Origin of the sequence: Pseudomonas sp. JS3066 (genome assembly GCF_036328175.1) — a bacterium.
GTDB lineage: Bacteria > Pseudomonadota > Gammaproteobacteria > Pseudomonadales > Pseudomonadaceae > Metapseudomonas.
Map to the genome: position 1 here is coordinate 580,066 of NZ_CP143312.1, position 22,096 is coordinate 602,161.

Below are 22,096 nucleotides of genomic sequence, written 5' to 3' on the forward strand. Positions count from 1 at the left end.
AGGCAGCCTTTTTCATTTCCGCTGGTGTGTCAGTTCTGCGCCAGCTTCTGTTCCTGCTGTTTCAGCAACCTCTGTGCATGAGCCACTTCCAGGGCTTCCATGGCGTTGATCGGCTTGATCGCCACCGCCTTTTTCAGGTGCTCCAGGACCCTGGCTTCCTCGTCCTCGCCGTATACGTACTCCAGGGCGTTGGCGTATTCGTAGTGGCCTATGGGCAAATCGTCGATGGCCTTGAAGGAGCGGGCGAAGTACTGCTCCATCTTGTCCGAGCTGACTCCGTAGGTCATCTTGCCCACCAGCTTGCCCACCTTGCGAATGACACCGGCTTCGTAGCCACCGTAGAGGGCCAGGGCGAAGGGTTGCCCAGGCTGCGTCTTCAACAGGGCATCCAGTTCATCGGGGATTTGGCTGGTATACCCGCGCTTGAGCACCACCGGTACCGGCAGCTCTTCGCCCAACCGGGCCTTGGCATAGGCGCGACCGAACTGTGCGACCACATCGGCCTTGACCAGGTCGCCGGCTTCATCGGTGTAGCGGATCACTTCCTCCAGCAGGCGATGCTTCTCCTCCTGGTCCGGTACGAGAAACATGGCGTAGACCACCTGGGCGAACATTGCCGGCACCTGGCCACCAACACCCAGGGCGAGTCCCTGCTTCTTGGCCTGGGCAAAGTCACCACGGAACATCAGGCGCCAGACATCCTGGAGCTTCGCTGCGTAGGCTTCGGCTTCCTCGGGCTTGCCGGTGAAGCCGGTATTTCCAGTCACGGTCAGTTCGAGGGCCTTGGGGTACTGGCTGGCCATGGTCACGACCCAGTCGGCATCCGGATAGGGGTAGTTGGGACCGAATCCGCGAGTCAGGCGCGGCCAGGCTTCGCGCAGCTTGTCGCCGGAGTAGTCATAGGCGGCCTTGTCGTAGGGGAAGGGTTTCCAGTTTTCATCCGCCACAGCGGTGAGGCTGCAGGCGGCCAGCAGTGCAAGCAGGTAGCGGCGCATGGCGATGGACCTTTTCTTGTTGTTTTCCTCCCGCGCGATGACAGGCGCGGGGTCTGGGCAACCCGTTCGGGCATGGGCCGATCATAGGGCGATGAGGCATGGGGCCAACCCATCCTTGGGATGGCAGTGCCAGGAGGCGGCGGAATCGCTGGCTAGCGCCAGCGGGACTGCTGCAGCGGCAGGTGCATGAGCTGAGCGTGAGCGAACTCCGCTTCACTCACCTTTCTGCTGGTACTGGTGCCGGTATTGGTTCGGAGAGAGCTGGGTGTGCTGGCGGAACAGGCGGGCGAAGAAGCTGGCGTCGTCGTAGCCCACCTCGTAACTGATGGTCTTGATGCTCTTGCGCGTACCCGAAAGAAGCCCCTTTGCTGTTTCGATGCGTAACCTTTGAAGGTAATGCAGGGGCTTGTCGCCAGTGGCTGCCTGGAAGCGCCGCATGAAGTTGCGAATGCTCATACCGTGGTCGCGGGCCACGTCCTCGAAGCGGAATTTGTCGGCGAAGTGGTCTTCCAGCCATTGCTGGATCTGCAGGATGGTCATGTCGTGGTGCAGCTTCTGTCCGCCGAAGCCGATGCGGCCCGGGGTATAGCTGCGTTGGACTTCATAGAGAATGTCACGGGCCACCGCCTGAGCGATGCCGGCGCCACAGAAGCGTTCGATCAGGTAGATATAGAGATCGCAGGCCGAGGTGACGCCGCCGGCGCAGTAGAGGTTGTCGGCGTCGGAAAGATGCTTGTCCTGGTTCAGCAATACCCTGGGGAAGCGTTCGGCGAACTCACCAAAGAAGCGCCAGTAAGTAGTGGCTTCCTTTCCATCCAGAAGCCCCGCTTGGGCCATCCAGAACACACCGGTGGCCTCGCCACAGATGGCGCTGCCGGCGGCGTGACGCGCGCGCAGCCATTCGCAGACTTGCGGATAACGAGATAGCAGGGCATCGAAGTCGCCCCAGAAGGCAGGGATGATGATGATCTCTGCGTCGTCCAGCGGCCCGTCGACTGGGACTTTCACGTCGCTGAAGCTGTCGACTGGCAGGCCATCAGGGCTGACCAGGCGGGTCCGGAAAGCAGGTGTGAGGCCTTTACCCTGGAGCTTGCCGAAGCGCAAGCTGGCCATGTGGAAGAAGTCCTTGGCCTGCATGAGGGTGGAGGCGAAGACGCCATCGATGGCCAGGATGCTGACCTGTCGAAGGTTGGGGGACTGCGTAATACTCATGGTGTTGTTCTTATTAGGGGAAAGCGGTCATTCTGCGGCTGGATCGTCTTATTTTTTGTCCTAAGTGTCCAGTGTGGCGGGGGAGGGGACTGGCCTAGAGTCGGTTGCCTCTGACCCCATACGACACGCAGTGTCATTCCAAGGTGATGCCATGATCCCAAGAACCCTGTTCAGCTCCGATCACGAACTATTCCGCGACAGTGTGCGCAAGTTCCTCGAGCAGGAGGCAGTGCCTTACCACCACCAGTGGGAAAAGGACGGCCACATCGATCGCACCCTATGGAACAAGGCGGGTGAGGCCGGAATGCTTTGCTCGCATATCCCGGAAGAGTACGGCGGGATGGGCGCCGACTTTCTCTACAGTGCGGTGGTGATCGAAGAGATCGGCCGCCTGGGTCTGACTGGTATCGGCTTCTCCCTGCATTCCGACATCGTTGCACCGTACATCCTTCATTACGGTTCCGAGGCGCAGAAACTGAAGTATCTACCCAGACTGGTCAGTGGTGAGCTGGTGACGGCCATTGCCATGACTGAGCCCGGTGCCGGTTCTGACCTCCAGGGCGTGAAAACCACTGCGGTACTGGACGGCGACGATTACGTCATCAACGGCTCCAAGACATTCATTACCAACGGCTTCCTCGCTGATCTGGTGATCGTGGTCGCCAAGACCGACCCGAAGGCGGGGGCGAAAGGCACCAGCCTATTCCTGGTCGAGGCGGGAACCCCCGGCTTTGCCAAGGGCAAGCGGCTGGAAAAGGTCGGCATGAAGGCTCAGGACACATCCGAGCTGTTCTTCCAGGATGTTCGGGTTCCAAAGGAAAACCTGCTAGGACAGGCCGGCATGGGATTCGCCTATCTGATGCAGGAGCTTCCTCAGGAGCGCCTGACCGTCGGCATCGGTGCCCTGGCGTCGGCCGAAGCGGCGCTTAACTGGACCCTGGACTACACACGTGAGCGCAAGGCGTTCGGTAAATCTGTCGCCGAGTTCCAGAACACCCGTTTCAAGCTGGCGGAGATGGCAACGGAGATCCAGATCGGCCGCGTTTTCGTTGATCGCTGCCTGGAGCTGCACCTGCAAGGCAAGCTGGATGTGCCGACGGCGGCGATGCTCAAGTACTGGGGTACTGACCTCCAGTGCAAGGTGCTGGACGAATGCGTGCAGCTGCACGGTGGATACGGTTTCATGTGGGAGTACGCGGTAGCTCGGGCCTGGGCGGATGCGCGGGTGCAGCGGATTTATGCCGGTACCAACGAGATCATGAAGGAGATCATCGCCCGTTCCCTGGTTTGACCTACCTCTGCAAAAGCAAGAAGCCCGGCGATTGCCGGGCTTTCTTGTTCTCAGGGAGCCGGGTTCGGTTGGTCCTTGTGGATGGCGGCAATGCCTTCCAGAACGCCTTCGGAAAGTCTCAGCTCGGTACTGCGCAGGTTTGTCGCCAATTGCTCAAGGGAAGTGGCGCCAATGATGTTGCTGGTCACGAAAGGTTGGGCAGTGACAAAGGCAAGCGCCATCTGCGCTGGATCCAGACCGTGTTCCCTAGCGAGTTGCACGTAACGCGAGCAGGCTGCCTGAGACTGCGGGTTGGTGTAGCGGGTGAAGCGACTGAACAGGGTTATCCGGGCGTTCGCAGGGCGAGCACCGTTCTCGTACTTGCCGGAAAGCATGCCGAATGCCATGGGGGAATAGGCGAGGAGGCCGCATTGCTCGCGCATCGCCACTTCCGCCAGGCCCACTTCGAAGCTGCGGTTGAGCAGGTTGTAGGGGTTCTGGATGGAAGCGACGCGTGGCAGGCCGAGCTGATCGGCGAGCTGGAGGAACTTCATGGTGCCCCAGGGCGTTTCGTTGGACAGGCCGATGTGGCGGATCTTGCCCGCCTTGACCTGTTCGCCGAGCACCTCGAGGGTTTCCTGAAGGGGGGTGAACGCTTCGTCCTTGTGTTGGTAGCCGAGCTGGCCGAAGAAGTTGGTGCTGCGCTCAGGCCAGTGCAGTTGGTAGAGGTCGATCCAATCGGTCTGCAGGCGTTTGAGGCTGGCATCCAGGGCGGCGGTGATGTGCTCTCGGTTGTGCTTGAGGTTGCCGCCGCGAATATGACTGATGCCATTTCCCGGGCCAGCCACTTTGCTCGCCAGGACCCAGTCTGCGCGGTCACGATGCTTGGCGAACCAGTTGCCGATGATGGTTTCGGTGGCGCTATAGGTTTCCGCGCGAGGCGGTACCGGGTACATCTCCGCCGTGTCCATGAAATTAATGCCGTAGCCTTTGGCGCGCTCGATCTGGGCGAAGGCTTCTGACTCGGTGTTCTGCTCGCCCCAGGTCATGGTGCCCAGGCAAAGGCTGCTGACTTTGAGATCAGTGCGGCCAAGTTGGCGGTATTCCATCGCTGCCTCCTGCGTTTTTGTAAAGGATGCATGAAATCAGGTTGAATTTTTTCCTGCAATCGGCATAATTCCGCGGCTTTCTTTGCGGGGATGCCTAGCCTGCGAAGAAGGAAGGCGGGGATGCCTAGCCTGCCGAACAACCCTTGCCGTAGCGGACGCGCTGACCCGAGCCCCCGATAGCGTCTGTTTCCGGCTGTCTCTGACCTTGTCAGGGCGAGCACTATTCAGTAAGATCCGCCGTCTAATTTTCAGGGCGGCCCCTGAGGCTATAGCGAATGAAGACTTTTACTGCAAAACCGGAAACTGTTAAGCGCGACTGGTACGTCGTCGACGCTGCAGGTCAGACCCTGGGTCGTCTGGCCACCGAAATTGCCAGCCGTCTGCGTGGCAAGCACAAGCCCGAATACACCCCTCACGTTGATACCGGCGACTACATCGTCGTGATCAATGCTGAGCAGGTTCGTGTTACCGGTGCCAAGACCACCGACAAGATGTACTACTCGCACTCCGGCTTCCCGGGTGGCATCAAGGAAATCAACTTCGAGAAGCTGATTGCCAAGGCCCCCGAGCGCGTGATCGAGACCGCGGTCAAAGGCATGCTGCCGAAAAACCCGCTGGGCCGCGACATGTATCGCAAGCTGAAGGTGTACAAGGGTGCTGTTCACCCGCACACCGCTCAGCAGCCCCAAGAACTGAAGATTTAACGGGATAAGTTCATTATGTCGGCGACTCAAAATTACGGCACCGGCCGTCGTAAGACTGCTACCGCACGCGTCTTCCTGCGTCCGGGTACTGGCAAGATCTCCATCAACAACCGCAGCCTGGATACTTTCTTCGGCCGCGAAACCGCTCGCATGGTCGTGCGTCAGCCGCTGGAGCTGACCGAGACTGTTGAGAAATTCGATATCTATGTCACCGTCGTTGGCGGTGGTGTAAGCGGTCAGGCCGGTGCTATCCGCCACGGCATTACTCGCGCCCTGATCGAATACGACGAGACCCTGCGCAGCCCGCTGCGTAAGGCCGGCTACGTGACTCGCGATGCTCGCGAAGTTGAGCGTAAGAAAGTCGGTCTGCGCAAAGCACGTAAGCGTCCGCAGTACTCCAAGCGTTAATTCGACGCTTGCGAAAAGCGCCCAGTTTCTTCGGAACTGGGCGTTTTTTTATGCGTGAAGAATTTGTCCGTGCGACAGCTTGTCGCACATGCGGATCCCCCGCCAATCAAGGCTTTCGGGCTATTTGTATCCGGCTATTACCTTGTCAGGAAAGGGGGTTTTCTTTACCATTTGGCGAATTTTTTGCGCGGCTCGATTTTTTACTTAGTAGAGGCCTGAACAACAGGCCACAAAAGCTGATGGGAGACGACTGAATGAGCAATGACGGCGTGAATGCAGGCCGGCGTCGCTTCCTCGTAGCGGCCACGTCCGTGGTTGGTGCGGCGGGAGCGGTGGGGGCTGCGGTCCCGTTCGTGGGGTCATGGCTGCCCAGTGCCAAGGCCAAGGCCGCGGGTGCACCGGTCAAGGTGAATATAAGCAAGGTCGAGGCAGGCCAGCAGATCATTGCCGAATGGCGCGGTCAGCCGGTGTTCATCGTGCGTCGTACTGAAGAGATCCTGGCGAACCTGCCAAAGATCCACGACCGCATAGCAGACCCAGAATCCAAAGCGTCGGTTCAGCCGACCTATGTGGATCCGGTAAACCGTTCGATCAAGCCGGAAATCCTGGTACTGGTCGGCATCTGCACCCACCTTGGCTGCTCGCCGTCCTTCCGTCCGGAAGTTGCCCCGGCTGACCTGGGTGCTGAGTGGGTAGGCGGCTACTTCTGTCCCTGCCACGGCTCCCGTTACGATCTCGCCGGTCGTGTCTACAAGGCGCAGCCCGCGCCTCTGAACCTGCCGGTGCCGCCGTACTCGTACGAGTCGGATGACGTCATCGTCGTCGGTGTGGACCAGGAGAAGGCCTGATGAGCAAATTCATGGAATGGGTCGATGCGCGCTTCCCCGCGACCAAGATGTGGGAAGACCATCTGAGCAAGTACTACGCCCCGAAGAACTTCAACTTCTTCTATTTCTTCGGTTCGCTGGCACTGCTGGTACTGGTAAACCAGATCCTCACCGGTATCTGGCTGACCATGAGCTTCACTCCGTCCGCCGAAGAAGCCTTTGCGTCCGTTGAGTACATCATGCGCGACGTGGAGTACGGCTGGATCATCCGATACCTGCACTCCACGGGTGCATCGGCGTTCTTCATCGTTGTCTACCTGCACATGTTCCGCGGTCTGCTCTACGGCTCCTACCAGAAGCCGCGTGAGCTGGTGTGGATCTTCGGCATGCTGATCTACCTCGCCCTGATGGCCGAGGCCTTCATGGGCTACCTGCTGCCCTGGGGCCAGATGTCCTATTGGGGTGCTCAGGTGATCATCTCGCTGTTCGGTGCCATCCCTGTCGTGGGCGACGACCTGACCCAGTGGATTCGTGGTGACTACCTGATTTCGGGCATCACCCTGAATCGCTTCTTCGCCCTGCACGTGATCGCTCTGCCGATCGTCTTGCTCGGCCTGGTCGTGCTGCACATCCTGGCGCTGCACGAAGTGGGTTCGAACAACCCGGACGGCGTGGATATCAAGAAGAAGAAGGACGAGAACGGCATTCCGCTGGACGGCATTGCGTTCCACCCCTACTACTCGGTGAAAGATATCGTCGGCGTGGTGGTGTTCCTCTTCGTGTTCTGCTTCGTGGTGTTCTTCTTCCCGGAGATGGGGGGTTACTTCCTCGAGAAGCCGAACTTCGAACAGGCCAACCCGTTCAAGACTCCTGAGCACATTGCACCGGTTTGGTACTTCACTCCGTTCTACGCGATTCTGCGTGCGGTACCGGACAAGCTTCTCGGAGTTATCGCCATGGGTGCTGCGATCGCCGTGCTGTTCGTTCTGCCGTGGCTGGATCGCAGCCCGGTGAAGTCCATGCGTTACAAAGGCTGGCTGAGCAAGATCTGGCTGCTGGTGTTCTGTATCTCCTTCATCATCCTCGGCGTGCTGGGCGTTCTGGCGCCGACTCCGGGCCGTACTCTGCTGTCGCAGGTGTGCACCATCCTGTACTTCGCGTACTTCATCCTGATGCCGTTCTACACAAGGATGGAAAAAACCAAACCGGTACCGGAAAGGGTGACAGGCTGATGAAAAAGCTATTTGCTGCATTTGTTTTCGCTGCGCTGCCGGCTCTGTCTTTCGCCGCCGGTGGCCATGACGTGCATCTGGACAAGGTCGACATCGACCTGACCGACAAGGCTGCAATGCAGGACGGCGCGCGTACTTTCGCGAACTACTGCATGGGCTGTCACAGCGCCAAGTTCCAGCGCTATGAGCGCGTGGGCAAGGATCTGGGCATTCCGGAAGACCTCATGCTGCAGAACCTGGTCCTCACTGGCGCCAAGATTGGCGACCACATGAAGATTGGTATGCAGCCGCAAGACGCCAAGACCTGGTTCGGTGCTGCTCCGCCTGACCTGACCTTGGTTGCACGCGTACGCGGCACTGACTGGCTGTACAGCTACCTGCGTTCCTTCTATGAGGATCCTGCGCGTCCGTGGGGCGTGAACAACAAGGTCTTCCCGAACGTCGGCATGCCGAACGTCCTGGTCGGCCTGCAGGGCCGTCAGGTCATTGGTTGCAAGCAGGTTCAAGTGGTTGAGGGCGGCAATAAGCAGTTCGATCCGCTGACCGGCGCTCCGCTGACCCACGAAGCCTGTGATCAGCTGACCGTAATGCCGAAGACCGGCAAACTGACCGAGGCTGAGTTCGACGAGAAGGTCCAGAATCTGGTTACCTTCCTCGCCTACTCCGCCAACCCGGTCAAGCTGGAAAGCCAGCGCATCGGTACCTACGTGCTGCTGTACCTGGCGTTCTTCTTCGTGTTCGCCTACCTGCTCAAGCGCGAGTACTGGAAGGACGTGCACTGATACACTGCTGCACCGTTGCAAGAAGCGCGCGCCCTTATTGGGCGCGCGCTTTTTCTGCCCCTGAAATTTTCCAATGTGAGGAGGACGCAATGGCCGTCACCAACAGGCTGGCCTGTTACTCCGACCCCGCCGACCACTACTCCCATCGCGTGCGTATCGTGCTCGCTGAGAAGGGCGTCGCCGCCGAGATCATCAATGTCGAGCCAGGCCGCTGCCCGCCCAAGCTGGCTGAGGTCAATCCGTACGGCAGCGTTCCGACCTTGGTCGATCGTGACCTGGCACTTTATGAGTCCACTGTCGTGATGGAGTACCTGGAGGAGCGTTATCCGCATCCTCCTCTGCTGCCGGTCTATCCCGTAGCGCGTGCCAACACCCGTCTGCTCATTCATCGAGTGCAGCGCGATTGGTGTTCGCTGGTAGATCGCATCCTTGATCCGCGTAACAAAGACGCCGACAAGGCTGTTGCGCGCAAGGAACTGCGTGAGAGTCTGACTGGTGTTTCGCCACTGTTTGCGGACAAGCCGTATTTTCTAAGCGAAGATTTCAGCCTGGTGGATTGCTGCCTGCTGCCGATTCTCTGGCGCCTTCCCCTGATGGGCATCGAGTTGCCGCGGCCGGCCAAGCCTCTCCTTGACTACATGGAGCGCGCGTTTGCCCGTGACTCCTTCCAGGCCAGCCTGTCCGCCGCCGAGCGCGAAATGCGCTGAGGAGACCAAGATGAATTCCAGTCGCCCCTACCTCGTCCGTGCCCTCTACGAATGGATCGTCGACAACGATTGCACGCCCCATTTGCTGGTCAATGCCGAGCACCCAGGCGTAATCGTGCCGTCGGGCTACGCCAATGATGGACAGATCGTGCTCAACGTCTCGCCGAGCGCAGTGCGCCATCTGCACATGGATAACGATGCAGTGAGCTTTGAAGGGCGCTTCGGTGGTGTTGCCCACAGCCTCTATGTTCCTTCCGCTGCGGTCATGGCCATCTATGCGCGGGAAAATGGCCAGGGCATGGTCTTCGACCTGGAGCCGCCATTGCCAGGAGATGATCCTGAACCGGAGGGTGACGGTCCGTCCGGCGGCGAGCCTCCGGGTGTGGGAGGTGAGCCCTCGCGCCCCAGCGGTCGGCCCAGTCTGAAAGTGGTCAAGTAACAAAAAAAGGCGATCTTCGGATCGCCTTTTTCATGTTTGCCGCAAGGTCAGTTGGTGTATTCGAAGAGTCGGACGATCTTCTGCACGCCGGAAACACTCTGCACGATGCTGGTGGCCAGCTGGGCTTCCTGGCGAGTAACCAGGCCCAGCAGATAGACGATGCCGTTCTCGGTTATGACCTTGATCTGCGAGCTGGGGACCTTGCTGTCGGCCAGCAGTTGGGTGGTGATCTTGGTGGTGATGGTGCTGTCGTTCATGCGCGCCAGGGTCGAGGAGGGCGGCAGCACCTGCAATTCGTTGTGTACGCGGCGCACGCCTTGTGCGGACTGAGCTGCCTGGCCGGCCAGGTCCTTGAGGTCGGCGCGCGGCGTCTGGCCAGCAAGCAGTACGACGCCGTTGTAGCTGGAGACGACGATGTGCGAGTTGGTTTTCAGGTCAGGACTGGCCGCTTCGACCTTGGCGCGCACCTTCGACGGCATGGACTGGTCATCGATGGTCTTGCCGATGGTGCGGCCGCCGCAGCCGGAGAGCGCGAGGCAGAGGGCAAGGCCGGCGAGTATCAGTGGCGAACGGATCATTCTTCACTCCCAAACAGTTGACGGTCGATCAGGTCGCAGAGGCAGTGGATGGACAGCAGGTGCACTTCCTGGATACGGGCGGTGATCTTGGAAGGCACACGAATTTCCACATCCTCCGGCAGCAGCAAGGAGGCCATTCCGCCGCCGTCGCGGCCGGTCAGGGCAACGACCACCATTTCGCGGTCGTGAGCGGCCTGGATAGCCTGGATCACATTGGCGGAGTTGCCGCTGGTCGAGATGGCTAGCAGCACGTCACCAGGTTGGCCAAGGGCGCGGATCTGCTTGGAAAAGACTTCGTTGTAGCTGTAGTCGTTGGCGATGGAGGTAATGGTCGAGCTGTCCGTCGTCAAGGCAATTGCGGGCAGGCTCGGGCGCTCTCGTTCGAAGCGATTGAGCAGTTCCGAGGAGAAGTGCTGGGCGTCGCCGGCCGAGCCGCCGTTGCCGCAGGACAGTATCTTGCCCTCATTGAGCAGCGCGTGGACCATCACCATGCTGCCGTGCTCGATGTGCGGGGCCAGCAGTTCCATGGCCTGCAGCTTGGTGTCGATGCTGGCCTGGAAGAGTTGGCGAATACGGGGTTGCATGTCCATCGGGTTAGACCTTCAGTGGGGCGACCGATCAGGTGTCGAAGGCATTCTTCAGCCAGGTCAGTCGCGGGGGCGAATCACCGTCCATTGCGTCGACGGCAATCACATCAAATCGACAAGGGTATTTTGCCCAGCGGGATTCCTGTTGGAGGAACTGCTGGGCGGCGTATGCCAGTTTTTCGCGCTTGCGGGCATCGACGCTCTCGAGGGCGCCGCCCCAGCCGGCATGACGCCGGTAGCGGACTTCGGCGAATACTACTGTATCGCCGTCGAGCATGACCAGATCGAGCTCACCGCGTCGGCATAGCCAGTTCTGGGACAGCAAGCGCAGTCCGTTGGCTTCAAGGTGGTTGCGGGCAAGGGTCTCCGCCGCTTGCCCGCGAGCACGCCGGTCAGTCAAGAGTCGCTGTCTTTCAGGGGCTGCACTTGCCCGTCGCGGAACTCGGCCCAGGGAAGCTGGCGCTCGACGCGACGGGCGGGGTTGAGGCTGAGGCGGCCGGAAAGGCCATCCACCTGGGTTTCCGGCAGGGCCTTCAGCTGTGCCAGGCGCGGAGCCAGGCGATAGGCATCGGCACCCATTGCATAGAGGCGGCCCAGGCTGCCACCGGCCTGGGGCCATTGGCTGCCTACCTGCTGGCGGAGCGGGTCGTCGCCGTTCAGTAGCCAGGGTGTTTCGCAGAAACGAATGCCGTTGAGATCCTGGTACTGGGCCGGGTCATTGCTCGCCGAATAGAGGTGGGAGGTGGCGTAGACGGGCACGTCGCCTGCGTACTGGAAGGCCAGCGTCGGCTTGATCTGCTGGGCTTGCTGCGGCGTTGCGGCGAGGAATATGAAGTCGACGTCCTGGCGGCGCGCCGGTTGGGCAGCTACCGGAACACCCAGGGTGCCCTGCAAGCGCTTGGCACGCGCTTCACTCTGGCGGAGTTGGAACAGGTCGGCGATCTGTTGGGCCAGGGCTACTGGCTGGTCAACGTGTTCTGCAGCGATCAGGCGGCCACCTTCGGCTTGCCAGCTCTGCTGGAACGCGCGCAGTACGCGATCGCCCCACTCGCTGCGGGGGACCAGCGCAACGGCACTGCGCATGCCATCGGCCCAGGCGCGGCGGGCTACTTCGCGGGCTTCGTCTTCGGCTGCAAGGCCGAATTGGAATAGCTGGGCAGGGGCTTCCTGGCCGGAGTCGCTGTAGTTCAGGGCGAGAGTGGTGATCGGGAGTTGCTCGCGCGTGCTGAGCTGTTTGACGAGCGGCTTCTCAAGCGGACCCACGACAAGCTGCACGCCATCAGCTTGAGCCTGGCGGTAGAAGTCGTCGATGGAAGTCAACTTGGAGCTGTCGTAGATTTCGATGGTCGGTTGCGGCTGTCCGGCTTGCTTGGCCTGGTAGTGGGCTGCCAGGAATCCATCCCGCAGGGCGCGAGAGACTGAAGCCAGCTGGCCTTCCTGAGGTAGCAGCAAGGCGATCTTGGTCAGTGGCTGACCGGCAATTTCTTTCAGCTTGGTCAGGGCTTGGGGCAATTGTTTGGCGGCCGGATGGTCTGGATTCTGTGCGCGCCAGTTGTCGATGGCGGCTTGTTGCTGTTCCAGCGTCGAGGAGGTCTTGGTCAGGCGCGCCAGTTCAAGCCAGCCGGCCAGATCCTTGTCGCCCCCACCTTGCAGTTGATCGAGTGGGAGGCTGGAGACCAGCGCCCAGATGGCTTCGTGGTTGCTGCTGGCGGCTTCGCCGCTCAGTAGTGGGGCGATGAATACGCGCTCGCGAGCGGCTGCGAGGGGTTGGTCGTCGGCTTCCAGGGCGCGGGCGCGAATCAGTTGGGTGCGCACCTGCTGGTCAACGGGAAGTTCGGCGAGGTGCTCGAGGCTCGGGTGGCTTAGGGCCTTCAGGGCGCTCTTGGGCTGGTTGCGGGCCATTGCCAGTTCGGCGGCCAGGGTGCTGGCGAAGATCTGCTGCGCTGGCTTCATGCTGTCCAGCGGGATCTGTTCCAGGATACGAGCCGAGCGGCCGATGTCCTGCTGCTTGTAGGCGAGGTCGGCAGCAGATAGGCGGAGCAGCACGGCCTCTTCTGGCTTGGCTTCGCTGGCTTGCTGCAGCAGTTGCTCGATGCTGGCCTGGGGCGTGCGGGGCAGTTCGCCAAGGCTGGACGAGGGCGAACTGGCGCAGGCAGCCAGCAGGCCAGCGAGGCAGAGGGCGGAGAGCGGACGCAGGCAAGCGATCATTTATCGGTCCCGATACTCGTTAAAGAAAGGTGCGATTGTACCCAAGCCCCGGTTGAGGCGCGATGTCGGGCCGGTGAATCGGGATACAATGCGCGCTTTCAGTCTTTTCCGAGGTGCCTTGTGACTCTTTCTCCCGCTAGCGGCAGTGCGGTCGGCACGCTTTATGTGGTCGCAACGCCCATCGGCAACCTCGACGACATCACTGCTCGGGCCCTGCGGGTGCTTAAGGAGGTGAGCCTGGTCGCTGCCGAGGATACGCGTCACTCGGTTCGTCTATTGCAGCACTTCGGCATAGAAACGCCGCTGGCGGCCTGCCATGAGCACAACGAGCGCGACCAGGGCGGGCGCTTCCTGGCGCGTCTGCAGGCCGGGGATGATGTGGCGCTGATTTCCGACGCGGGTACTCCGCTGATTTCCGACCCGGGGTTCCATTTGGTGCGTCAAGCCCGTGCGGCAGGCATTCCTGTTGTGCCCGTGCCGGGCGCCTGTGCGCTCATCGCGGCGCTGTCGTCCGCTGGCCTGCCTTCGGATCGATTCATCTTCGAGGGTTTTCTGCCTGCCAAGACGACTGCTCGTCGTGGGCGGCTGGAGGCCTTAAAGGAGGAGCCGCGAACGCTCATCTTCTATGAAGCGCCTCATCGTCTCCTGGAGTCCCTGGAGGACATGCGTGGCGTATTCGGTGGCGACCGTCCTGCAGTGCTGGCAAGGGAGCTGACCAAGACCTTCGAGACCTTGAAGGGGGCGCCATTGGAAGAATTGTGTGGCTGGGTGGCGGCGGACTCGAACCAGCAGCGGGGTGAGTGCGTGGTCTTGGTCGGCGGCTGGCAGGCGCCGGAGGGCGAGGGCGCATTGAGCGCGGAAGCATTGCGAGTGCTGGATCTGCTTCTGGCCGAATTGCCGGTCAAGCGGGCTGCCGCCTTGGCTGCGGAGATCACGGGTGTGCGCAAGAACCTGTTGTATCAAGCCGCGTTGGAGCGCCAGGCCGATTCCTGAGCTTGTTCTTGAGGGCGCCTGCCGTTAACCTTGTCGGCGGAGAGTCGATCGGACAGTCGCTGTCTCATTTCGTTCTACGATTTTGAGAGGGAGGAAAGTCCGGGCTCCATAGGGCGGAGTGCCAGGTAACGCCTGGGAGGCGCAAGCCTACGGAAAGTGCCGCAGAAAATAACCGCCTAAGCGCGCAAGCGCCGGTAAGGGTGAAAAGGTGCGGTAAGAGCGCACCGCACGACTGGTAACAGTTCGTGGCTAGGCAAACCCCACTCGGAGCAAGACCAAATAGGAATCCATGGCGTGGCCCGCGTCGGATTCGGGTAGGTTGCTAAAGGCTGTCAGTGATGGCAGCCGTAGATGAATGACTGTCCTCGACAGAACCCGGCTTACAGATCGACTCTCTGCTTTTCCTTCTCTTCGCGTTAGCTCTTCCGCGTTCTTTGTCCCTCCTTCGAAATACCGAAAAGATCTTACTCTTAACAAATTACTTTAAGTTCGAAGTTCAGTGTCTTGTAAGTGCTGGATTTTGCTCCCCCCTTGCTCCGCTGAAACCGTCCCAATACCTTCCGAAACCTCGCTAAATTGCCGTCCTGTAAGGAGTTTTCCGCTTTTGCGTGCCTTGACGGTGGGGCTGGCGCATTTCTATAGTGTGCGGAAGTGGAGCGAAGTGGGTAGAAGTGGGATTTACTGGCAAGGAAAGCCAATCAAAAGGGGAAGCGCAGCCTTGTTTCGCGGAGCTAACGCCATCAGTCTCGACGCCAAAGGGCGACTCGCGATGCCAAGTCGGTATCGGGACGAGCTCGTTTCGCGTTGTGGTGGGCAGCTCATCGTCACTATCGACGCCGTCGATCCCTGTTTGACTGTCTACCCCCTGCCTGAATGGGAGCTCATCGAGGCCAAGCTGAGAGAGCTACCTTCTCTGCGCGAAGAAACTCGCCGCCTGCAACGCCTGCTGATCGGTAATGCCGTTGACCTGGAGCTGGATAGCGCTGGGCGCTTTCTGGTTCCTCCGCGCCTGCGCGAGCATGCCGGATTGGATAAGCGAGCCATGCTGGTCGGCCAACTGAACAAGTTTCAACTGTGGGATGAGGATGCCTGGACTGCGATTTCCGAGGCTGACCTCATGGCAATCAAACAACCCGGCGGTTTGCCGGATGAACTACGTGACCTGATCCTGTGAGCGCAACCAGCAGCTTCCGCCATATCACCGTACTGCTTGAAGAAGCAGTGGAAGGCCTCGCCCTGCGCGCAGATGGCTGCTACCTGGATGGCACATTCGGGCGTGGCGGGCACAGTCGGCTCATTCTGGAGCGGCTTGGGCCCGGAGGTCGCTTGCTGGGGTTCGATAAAGACCCGCAAGCGATTGCGACTGGGCAAGCTCTGGCGGCCGATGACGGCCGCTTTGTCATTGTGCAAAGGAGCTTTGCCGAGCTTGGCGACGAAGTGCGCGCGCGTGCACTCGGCGGGCAGGTGGACGGCGTTCTGCTCGACCTTGGTGTGTCGTCCCCGCAGCTTGATGACCCGGAACGTGGTTTCAGCTTCCTGAACGACGGCCCGCTGGATATGCGCATGAACCCTGATCGTGGCCAAAGCGCTGCGCAGTGGATTGCCAGTGCCAGCGAGGACGAAATCGCCCGTGTATTCAAGGACTATGGCGAAGAGCGCTTCGCCAAGCGCATGGCTCGTGCCGTCGTGCAGCGCCGTGCTGAGAAACCTTTCGAGCGGACTGCCGACTTGGCGGCAGTGCTGACGGTTGCCAATCCCGCGTGGGAGAAGGGCAAGAACCCTGCGACCCGCGCATTCCAGGGTATTCGCATTCACGTCAACAATGAGTTGGGCGACCTGGAGCAGGGACTGGATGCCGCGCTCGAGGCGCTCGCCGTCGGTGGTCGGCTGGTGGTGATCAGCTTCCATTCTCTGGAAGACCGTATCGTCAAGCAGTTCATGCGCAGGCACGCCAAGGGCGAGGCCGACAAGCTTCCCCGCGACTTGCCTGTCCGTTTGGCTACCTTCGAGCCGCGCCTGAAACTGCTCGGCAAGCCGCAGTACGCTTCCGACGAAGAGCTCAAGGCTAATCCGCGCTCGCGCAGCGCTGTCATGCGTGTGGCGGAGAAGCTGCGATGAGCCGCCTCTACGCCAAACCCCTTCCCGGCGGCAGCCTGTTGATGCTGTTGCTGTTCGTCGGTGTGTTGCTGTCCGCCATCGCGGTGTCCTACAGCGCCCATTGGAATCGCAAGCTGCTCAACGAGCTCTACGCGGAGCTCAGTGTGCGCGATAAGGCTCAGGCCGAGTGGGGGCGGCTGGTCCTCGAGCAGAGCACCTGGACTGCGCATAACCGCATCGAGTCCCTGGCCAGCGAACAACTGAGAATGCGCATCCCCGATCCAGCGGAAGTTCGGATGGTGGCGCAATGATGAAGCTTGAAGGCGCACTCTACCCCTGGCGTTTCCGGGTAGTACTGAGCCTGCTCGCCATCATGGTCGGTGCCATTTCCTGGCGCATCGTCGACCTGCACGTGATCGACCGTGACTTCCTCAAGGCTCATGGTGACGCGCGCAGCGTTCGCCACATTCCGATTCCCGCCCATCGCGGTCTGATCACTGACCGTAACGGTGAGCCGTTGGCCGTGAGTACGCCGGTCACTACGCTCTGGACCAATCCCAAAGACCTCATGGCGCTGCGCGATGAATGGCCGCGCATCGCCCAGGCCCTCGGGCAGGATCCGAAATCCTTCGCCCAGCGAATCGAGCAGAACGCCAACCGCGAATTCATGTACCTCGTGCGTGGTCTGACTCCGGAACAGGGACAGGCCATCATGGCCAACAAGGTTCCTGGTGTTTATGGCATCGAGGAGTTCCGCCGCTTCTACCCGGCAGGTGAAGTGACCGCACATGTAGTGGGCTTCACCGACGTCGACGACCGAGGTCGTGAAGGCGTCGAGCTGTCGTTTGAAGAGTGGTTGGCCGGCGTACCGGGCAAGCGTCAGGTTCTCAAGGATCGTCGTGGTCGCCTGATCAAGGACGTCCAGGTCGCTCGCAATGCCAAACCGGGCAAGACCCTGGCCCTGTCCATCGACCTTCGCCTGCAATACCTCGCCCACCGGGAGCTGCGCAACGCTCTGGTGGAGAACGGCGCCAAGGCTGGCAGCCTTGTGATCGTCGATGTGAAAACCGGTGAAGTGCTGGCTATGGCCAACCAGCCCACCTACAACCCGAACAACCGTCGTAACCTGCAACCGGCCGCGATGCGCAACCGCGCGATGATCGACGTGTTCGAGCCGGGTTCGACCGTGAAGCCAATTTCCATGTCCGCCGCCCTGCAATCCGGCCGCTGGAAGCCCGAGGACAAAGTCGAGGTCTACCCGGGCTCGCTGCAGATCGGCCGCTACACCATCAAGGACGTTTCCAAGACCGAAGGGCCGATCCTCGACCTGACCGGAATTCTGATCAACTCCAGTAACGTCGGCATGAGCAAGATCGCCTTCGATATTGGCGGTGAGGCCATTTACGACACCATGCGCAAGCTGGGTATGGGCCAGGATACCGGTCTCGGATTCCCAGGTGAGCGCGTAGGTAACCTGCCCAACCACCGCGAGTGGCGCAAAGCAGAGACGGCCACGCTGTCTTACGGCTACGGGCTGTCGATCACTGCCATTCAACTGGTCCATGCCTATGCGACTCTGGCCAACAACGGTCAGGCGGTGCCGCTGTCCATGACGCGCGTCGACAGTATTCCCGATGGAGCGCAGGTCATCCCGGCCGAAGTGGCCAAAACCATGCAGGGCATGCTGCAGCAAGTGGTCGAGGCGCCGCGCGGTGTATTCCGCGCCCAGGTGCCGGGCTACCACGTGTCCGGCAAGAGTGGTACGGCACGTAAAGCCAGCGTAGGAACCAAGGGCTACACCCAGAACGCCTATCGCTCGCTCTTTGCGGGCTTCGGTCCCTCTACCAATCCGCGGATTGCGATGGTGGTGGTGATCGATGAGCCCAGCAAGGCGGGCTACTTCGGCGGCCTGGTTTCGGCCCCGGTTTTCGGCAAGGTCATGGCTGGTGCGCTGCGACTGATGAACATCGCGCCCGACAACCTGCCCACCGAGGAACAACAGACCGCGAACGCGGCCGCAGGCAAAGGAGGGCGGATCTGATGCCCATGCCACTGAACCAATTACTGTCCCAGGCGCAAAGCGCCACGTTGATTCGTGAACTGACCCTGGATAGCCGCAAGGTGCGTCCGGGTGATCTGTTCCTGGCCATTCCCGGTGCCCAGCACGACGGTCGCGCGCATATCGCCGATGCCGTGGCTCGCGGAGCCGTCGCCGTCGCCTATGAGGCTGTCGGTGCCGAAGTTCCCGACGTCGCTGGCGCCGAACTCATTGCCATCAAAGGCCTGGCCAGCCAGCTGTCGGCCATTGCCGGTCGCTTCTATGGCGAGCCCAGCCGCGCCCTGCGCGTGGTTGGCGTCACCGGAACCAACGGCAAGACCAGTGTCAGCCAGCTGTTGGCCCAGGCGCTCGACCAGTTGGGCGAGCGCTGCGGCATAGTCGGCACCCTGGGAACCGGTTTCTATGGCGAGCTGGAAAGCGGCCGCCATACAACGCCTGATCCGCTCGCCGTGCAAGCCACGCTGGCCAATCTGAAGCAGGCCGGTGCGCGTGCCGTAGCTATGGAAGTTTCGTCCCATGGCCTTGAGCAAGGGCGAGTTGCCGCGCTGGATTTCGACGTGGCAGCGTTCACCAACCTCTCCCGTGACCACCTGGACTACCACGGTTCCATGGAGGCCTACGCGGCTGCCAAGGCCAAGCTGTTCAGCTGGCCCAACCTGCGTGCCCGGGTGATCAACCTGGATGACGAGTTCGGGCGTCAACTAGCGGCGGAACACCATGAATCGCGGCTGTTCAGCTATAGCCTGGAAGACTCCAGTGCATTCATTTATTGCCGCGAAGCTCACTTCGACGATCACGGCGTCCGCGCCCAGCTGGTTACCCACCAGGGCGAAGGCCTGCTGCGCAGTCCGTTACTGGGTCGTTTCAACCTGAGCAACCTTTTGGCAGTGGTTGGTGCACTGCTTGCCATGGATTACCCGCTGGTGGATGTGCTGCGCGTCCTGCCGTCATTGCAGGGCCCCGTCGGCCGCATGCAGCGCCTTGGCGGAGGCGAGAAGCCTCTGGTGGTCGTGGACTACGCGCACACGCCGGATGCCCTGGAGAAGGTCTTGCAAGCCTTGCGTCCCCATGTCCGCGGCAATCTGCTTTGCCTGTTCGGCTGTGGAGGCGATCGTGATCGCGGCAAGCGCCCGATCATGGCGGCCGTCGCCGAGCAGTTGGCTGATCGGGTACTGGTAACTGACGACAACCCGCGCACTGAAGACCCCTCTCAGATCTTCGATGACATTCGTCCCGGATTCGTTGCCGTGGACAAGGTCGAGTTCGTCGCTGGTCGTGGCTTGGCAATTGCCCGGTTGATAGGCGCCGCTGGCATGGACGACGTCGTGCTGCTGGCGGGCAAAGGCCATGAGGATTACCAGGAAATCGCCGGCGTGCGTCATTCCTTCTCCGATCTCGATGAGGCCGCCAAGGCACTGGATGCCTGGGAGATGCCCCATGATTAAACCCTTCCTGTTGTCTGAGCTGCTCGAGCCATTGCAGGCAGAGTTGGTGGGCACCGACGTTGCTTTCGGCGGTGTTTCCAGTGATAGCCGCAAGATCGAAGCCGGGCAGCTGTTCATTGCGCTGGTCGGCCCGCGTTTCGACGGCCATGACTATCTCGCCGACGTAGCTGCCAGGGGCGCCGTCGCAGCCCTCGTACAGCGCAAGGTGGCGGATGCTCCGATCCCGCAACTCCTGGTTGCCGACACTCGCGAAGGCCTCGGACGTCTGGGCGCCTACAATCGCGACGGTTTTACCGGTCGCGTAGCCGCGGTAACGGGCTCCAGCGGCAAGACCACGGTCAAGGAGATGCTCGCCAGCATCCTGCGTACCCAGGGTTCCGTGCTGGCCACCCGTGGCAACCTGAACAACGATCTTGGCGTGCCCCTGACCCTTCTGGAGCTTGGCTCCGAGCACGACAGTGCCGTGATCGAGCTGGGCGCTTCGCGCGTCGGTGAAATTCTCTACACCGTCGGGCTGACCCGGCCACAGGTTGCAATCGTCAATAACGCCGGTACTGCCCATGTGGGCGAGTTCGGTGGTCCGGAAAGGATCGTCGAGGCCAAGGGCGAGATTCTGGAAGGGCTGCCTGCTGATGGTGTGGCAATCCTCAATCGTGATGACCGTGCCTTTGTGATCTGGCACAAGCGTGCAGCCGGTCGCAAAGTGCTGAGCTTCGCCCTTGCTGATGCCAGTGCGGACCTGCGAGCCGAGAACCTGGCCCGTGATGCCCGTGGATGCATGGCCTTCCGCCTTCGTGGCGTGGCCGGCGAAGCGAACATACAGCTCAACCTGTTGGGGGCGCACAACGTCGCCAATGCACTGGCCGCCGCCGCTGCAGCTCACGCCCTTGGCGTGCCGCTGGTCGGGATCAAGGCCGGCCTGGAAAACCTGCAGCCTGTCAAAGGCCGCGCCGTAGCGCAGCTCGCCACCAGCGGCATGCGCGTAATCGACGACAGCTACAACGCCAACCCCGCGTCGATGCTGGCCGCCGTTGATATACTCGCCGGCTTTTCCGGTCGCACCGTCCTGGTGCTCGGAGATATGGGCGAGCTTGGCGACTGGGCCGAACAAGGCCATCGCGAGGTTGGCGAATATGCTCGCGGCAAGGTCAGTGCCCTGTACGCCGTGGGCCCGCTGATGGCGCATGCCGTCACTGCCTTCGGTTCCCAGGGGCGCCACTTTGCCGACCAGGCCAGCCTGATTCAGGCGCTGGTCAGCGAGCAGGATGCAAACACCACAATTCTGATCAAAGGCTCTCGCAGCGCGGCGATGGACAAAGTCGTCGCGGCATTCTGCGGGACGGGGGAGGCTCACTAATCATGCTGCTGCTGCTCGCTGAGTACCTGCAACAGTTCTACAAAGGGTTTGGTGTATTCCAATACCTGACCCTGCGCGGGATTCTCGGCGTCCTGACAGCGCTGTCGCTGTCACTCTGGCTCGGTCCCTGGATGATCCGCACCCTGCAGATCCGCCAGATCGGTCAGGCCGTGCGTAACGACGGCCCGCAATCGCACCTGTCGAAATCCGGCACGCCAACCATGGGGGGTGCGCTGATTCTGACTGCCATCGCTATCAGCACTCTGCTCTGGGCTGACCTGTCCAACCGCTATGTCTGGGTAGTGCTTGCCGTGACCCTGGCCTTCGGCGCCATCGGTTGGGTGGATGACTATCGCAAAGTGATCGAGAAGAACTCCCGCGGCCTGCCTAGCCGCTGGAAGTATTTCTGGCAGTCGGTGTTCGGCATCGCCGCGGCGATCTTCCTTTATATGACCGCGAGCACTCCGGCCGAGACCACTCTGATCCTGCCGCTGGTGAAGAACATCGAGATCCCTCTGGGGATCGGATTCGTGGTGCTGACCTACTTCGTGATCGTGGGCTCCAGCAATGCGGTGAACCTGACCGACGGCCTTGATGGCCTGGCCATAATGCCCACCGTCATGGTCGGCGGCGCGCTGGGGATCTTCTGCTACCTGTCGGGCAACATCAAATTTGCCGAATACCTGCTGATTCCTTACGTGCCGGGCTCGGGCGAGCTGATCGTGTTCTGTGCTGCCCTGGTCGGCGCTGGTCTCGGCTTCCTCTGGTTCAACACCTACCCGGCCCAGGTCTTCATGGGTGACGTGGGCGCCCTGGCTTTGGGGGCGGCGCTGGGAACCATTGCTGTGATCGTGCGCCAGGAAGTGGTGCTGTTCATCATGGGGGGCGTGTTCGTCATGGAGACGCTGTCGGTAATGATCCAGGTCGCCTCGTTCAAGCTGACCGGTCGTCGTGTATTCCGCATGGCCCCTATCCATCACCACTTCGAGCTGAAAGGCTGGCCCGAACCGCGGGTCATCGTACGGTTCTGGATCATCACCGTGATCCTGGTCCTGGTTGGCCTTGCCACCCTGAAACTGAGGTAACC

At 61.0% G+C, this 22,096-nt stretch carries 23 protein-coding genes and 1 other RNA gene; 17 read left to right on the plus strand and 7 right to left on the minus strand.

Annotation, left to right across the window (positions count from 1 at the left end; all coding sequences use genetic code 11):
• Positions 1–29 precede the first annotated feature (29 nt).
• Positions 30–995, minus strand: a complete 966-nt coding sequence (locus tag SA496_RS02855) for a hypothetical protein (protein ID WP_153922252.1) — start codon at positions 993–995, stop codon at positions 30–32.
• Positions 996–1,208: 213 nt separating this feature from the next.
• Positions 1,209–2,108 (minus strand): GlxA family transcriptional regulator, encoded by a 900-nt coding sequence (locus SA496_RS02860; protein ID WP_162945902.1) that lies wholly within the window; start codon positions 2,106–2,108, stop codon positions 1,209–1,211.
• A 250-nt stretch (positions 2,109–2,358) separates the two neighbouring features.
• On the opposite strand from SA496_RS02860, the gene SA496_RS02865 reads away from it, so the two are divergent.
• A complete protein-coding gene (locus SA496_RS02865; RefSeq protein WP_153922256.1) occupies positions 2,359–3,498 on the plus strand; it encodes an acyl-CoA dehydrogenase family protein in 1,140 nt (379 codons plus the stop codon).
• A gap of 50 nt (positions 3,499–3,548) precedes the next feature.
• On the opposite strand, the gene SA496_RS02870 is transcribed toward SA496_RS02865, so the two are convergent.
• Positions 3,549–4,586, minus strand: a complete 1,038-nt coding sequence (locus tag SA496_RS02870; protein ID WP_330115026.1) for an NADP(H)-dependent aldo-keto reductase — start codon at positions 4,584–4,586, stop codon at positions 3,549–3,551.
• Positions 4,587–4,861: 275 nt separating this feature from the next.
• Here SA496_RS02870 and rplM point away from each other — a divergent pair, with 275 nt between their 5' ends.
• From rplM to SA496_RS02905, 7 genes are all read left to right on the plus strand, one after another.
• Entirely contained in the window at positions 4,862–5,290 is a 429-nt protein-coding gene (gene rplM / locus SA496_RS02875; RefSeq protein WP_016490991.1) for a 50S ribosomal protein L13, read from the plus strand.
• A 15-nt stretch (positions 5,291–5,305) separates the two neighbouring features.
• Positions 5,306–5,698, plus strand: coding sequence for a 30S ribosomal protein S9 (gene rpsI / locus SA496_RS02880; RefSeq protein WP_003448478.1), 393 nt, complete (start codon positions 5,306–5,308; stop codon positions 5,696–5,698).
• A 254-nt stretch (positions 5,699–5,952) separates the two neighbouring features.
• On the plus strand, positions 5,953–6,546 hold the full coding sequence (petA, locus tag SA496_RS02885) for a ubiquinol-cytochrome c reductase iron-sulfur subunit (RefSeq protein WP_120652877.1): 594 nt from the start codon (positions 5,953–5,955) through the stop codon (positions 6,544–6,546).
• Positions 6,546–7,757, plus strand: coding sequence for a cytochrome b (locus SA496_RS02890; RefSeq protein ID WP_120652876.1), 1,212 nt, complete (start codon positions 6,546–6,548; stop codon positions 7,755–7,757). Before petA ends, SA496_RS02890 begins: the two co-directional genes overlap by 1 nt.
• On the plus strand, positions 7,757–8,539 hold the full coding sequence (locus tag SA496_RS02895) for a cytochrome c1 (RefSeq protein WP_120652875.1): 783 nt from the start codon (positions 7,757–7,759) through the stop codon (positions 8,537–8,539). Before SA496_RS02890 ends, SA496_RS02895 begins: the two co-directional genes overlap by 1 nt.
• Before the next feature lie 89 nt (positions 8,540–8,628).
• On the plus strand, positions 8,629–9,246 hold the full coding sequence (locus tag SA496_RS02900; RefSeq protein ID WP_120652874.1) for a glutathione S-transferase N-terminal domain-containing protein: 618 nt from the start codon (positions 8,629–8,631) through the stop codon (positions 9,244–9,246).
• 10 nt (positions 9,247–9,256) lie between these two features.
• A complete protein-coding gene (locus tag SA496_RS02905) occupies positions 9,257–9,685 on the plus strand; it encodes a ClpXP protease specificity-enhancing factor (RefSeq protein ID WP_120652873.1) in 429 nt (142 codons plus the stop codon).
• Between the two features lie 47 nt (positions 9,686–9,732).
• Here SA496_RS02905 and SA496_RS02910 read toward each other — a convergent pair whose 3' ends face one another.
• The 4 genes from SA496_RS02910 to SA496_RS02925 are packed head-to-tail and all read right to left on the minus strand — an operon-like array spanning position 9,733 to position 13,058.
• The gene (locus SA496_RS02910; RefSeq protein ID WP_120652872.1) at positions 9,733–10,263 is read right to left on the minus strand and encodes a BON domain-containing protein; all 531 of its coding nucleotides are present in this window, start codon (positions 10,261–10,263) and stop codon (positions 9,733–9,735) included.
• Positions 10,260–10,853, minus strand: coding sequence for a phosphoheptose isomerase (locus SA496_RS02915; protein ID WP_069082327.1), 594 nt, complete (start codon positions 10,851–10,853; stop codon positions 10,260–10,262). The genes SA496_RS02910 and SA496_RS02915 overlap by 4 nt, the downstream gene beginning before the upstream one ends.
• A 28-nt stretch (positions 10,854–10,881) precedes the next feature.
• The gene (locus SA496_RS02920) at positions 10,882–11,250 is read right to left on the minus strand and encodes a YraN family protein (protein ID WP_120652871.1); all 369 of its coding nucleotides are present in this window, start codon (positions 11,248–11,250) and stop codon (positions 10,882–10,884) included.
• A complete protein-coding gene (locus SA496_RS02925) occupies positions 11,247–13,058 on the minus strand; it encodes a penicillin-binding protein activator (RefSeq protein ID WP_120652870.1) in 1,812 nt (603 codons plus the stop codon). The genes SA496_RS02920 and SA496_RS02925 overlap by 4 nt, the downstream gene beginning before the upstream one ends.
• 120 nt (positions 13,059–13,178) lie before the next feature.
• Here SA496_RS02925 and rsmI point away from each other — a divergent pair, with 120 nt between their 5' ends.
• From rsmI to mraY, 9 genes are all read left to right on the plus strand, one after another.
• The gene (gene rsmI / locus SA496_RS02930; protein ID WP_120652869.1) at positions 13,179–14,051 is read left to right on the plus strand and encodes a 16S rRNA (cytidine(1402)-2'-O)-methyltransferase; all 873 of its coding nucleotides are present in this window, start codon (positions 13,179–13,181) and stop codon (positions 14,049–14,051) included.
• A gap of 40 nt (positions 14,052–14,091) precedes the next feature.
• Positions 14,092–14,450: RNase P RNA component class A (gene rnpB / locus SA496_RS02935), an RNA gene on the plus strand.
• A 319-nt stretch (positions 14,451–14,769) separates the two neighbouring features.
• A complete protein-coding gene (gene mraZ / locus SA496_RS02940) occupies positions 14,770–15,225 on the plus strand; it encodes a division/cell wall cluster transcriptional repressor MraZ (RefSeq protein ID WP_120655269.1) in 456 nt (151 codons plus the stop codon).
• Positions 15,222–16,169 carry a 16S rRNA (cytosine(1402)-N(4))-methyltransferase RsmH gene (rsmH, locus tag SA496_RS02945; protein ID WP_120652868.1) on the plus strand — a complete coding sequence of 316 codons (948 nt, stop codon included), beginning with the start codon at positions 15,222–15,224 and terminating at the stop codon, positions 16,167–16,169. The genes mraZ and rsmH overlap by 4 nt, the downstream gene beginning before the upstream one ends.
• Positions 16,166–16,459, plus strand: a complete 294-nt coding sequence (ftsL, locus tag SA496_RS02950) for a cell division protein FtsL (RefSeq protein WP_120652867.1) — start codon at positions 16,166–16,168, stop codon at positions 16,457–16,459. Before rsmH ends, ftsL begins: the two co-directional genes overlap by 4 nt.
• Positions 16,456–18,189, plus strand: coding sequence for a peptidoglycan D,D-transpeptidase FtsI family protein (locus tag SA496_RS02955; protein WP_371924223.1), 1,734 nt, complete (start codon positions 16,456–16,458; stop codon positions 18,187–18,189). Before ftsL ends, SA496_RS02955 begins: the two co-directional genes overlap by 4 nt.
• On the plus strand, positions 18,189–19,652 hold the full coding sequence (gene murE / locus SA496_RS02960; protein ID WP_330115027.1) for a UDP-N-acetylmuramoyl-L-alanyl-D-glutamate--2,6-diaminopimelate ligase: 1,464 nt from the start codon (positions 18,189–18,191) through the stop codon (positions 19,650–19,652). The genes SA496_RS02955 and murE overlap by 1 nt, the downstream gene beginning before the upstream one ends.
• Positions 19,645–21,009, plus strand: coding sequence for a UDP-N-acetylmuramoyl-tripeptide--D-alanyl-D-alanine ligase (locus SA496_RS02965; RefSeq protein ID WP_330115028.1), 1,365 nt, complete (start codon positions 19,645–19,647; stop codon positions 21,007–21,009). The genes murE and SA496_RS02965 overlap by 8 nt, the downstream gene beginning before the upstream one ends.
• A 2-nt stretch (positions 21,010–21,011) precedes the next feature.
• Positions 21,012–22,094, plus strand: coding sequence for a phospho-N-acetylmuramoyl-pentapeptide-transferase (mraY, locus tag SA496_RS02970; protein ID WP_153922265.1), 1,083 nt, complete (start codon positions 21,012–21,014; stop codon positions 22,092–22,094).
• Positions 22,095–22,096: the final 2 nt, after the last annotated feature.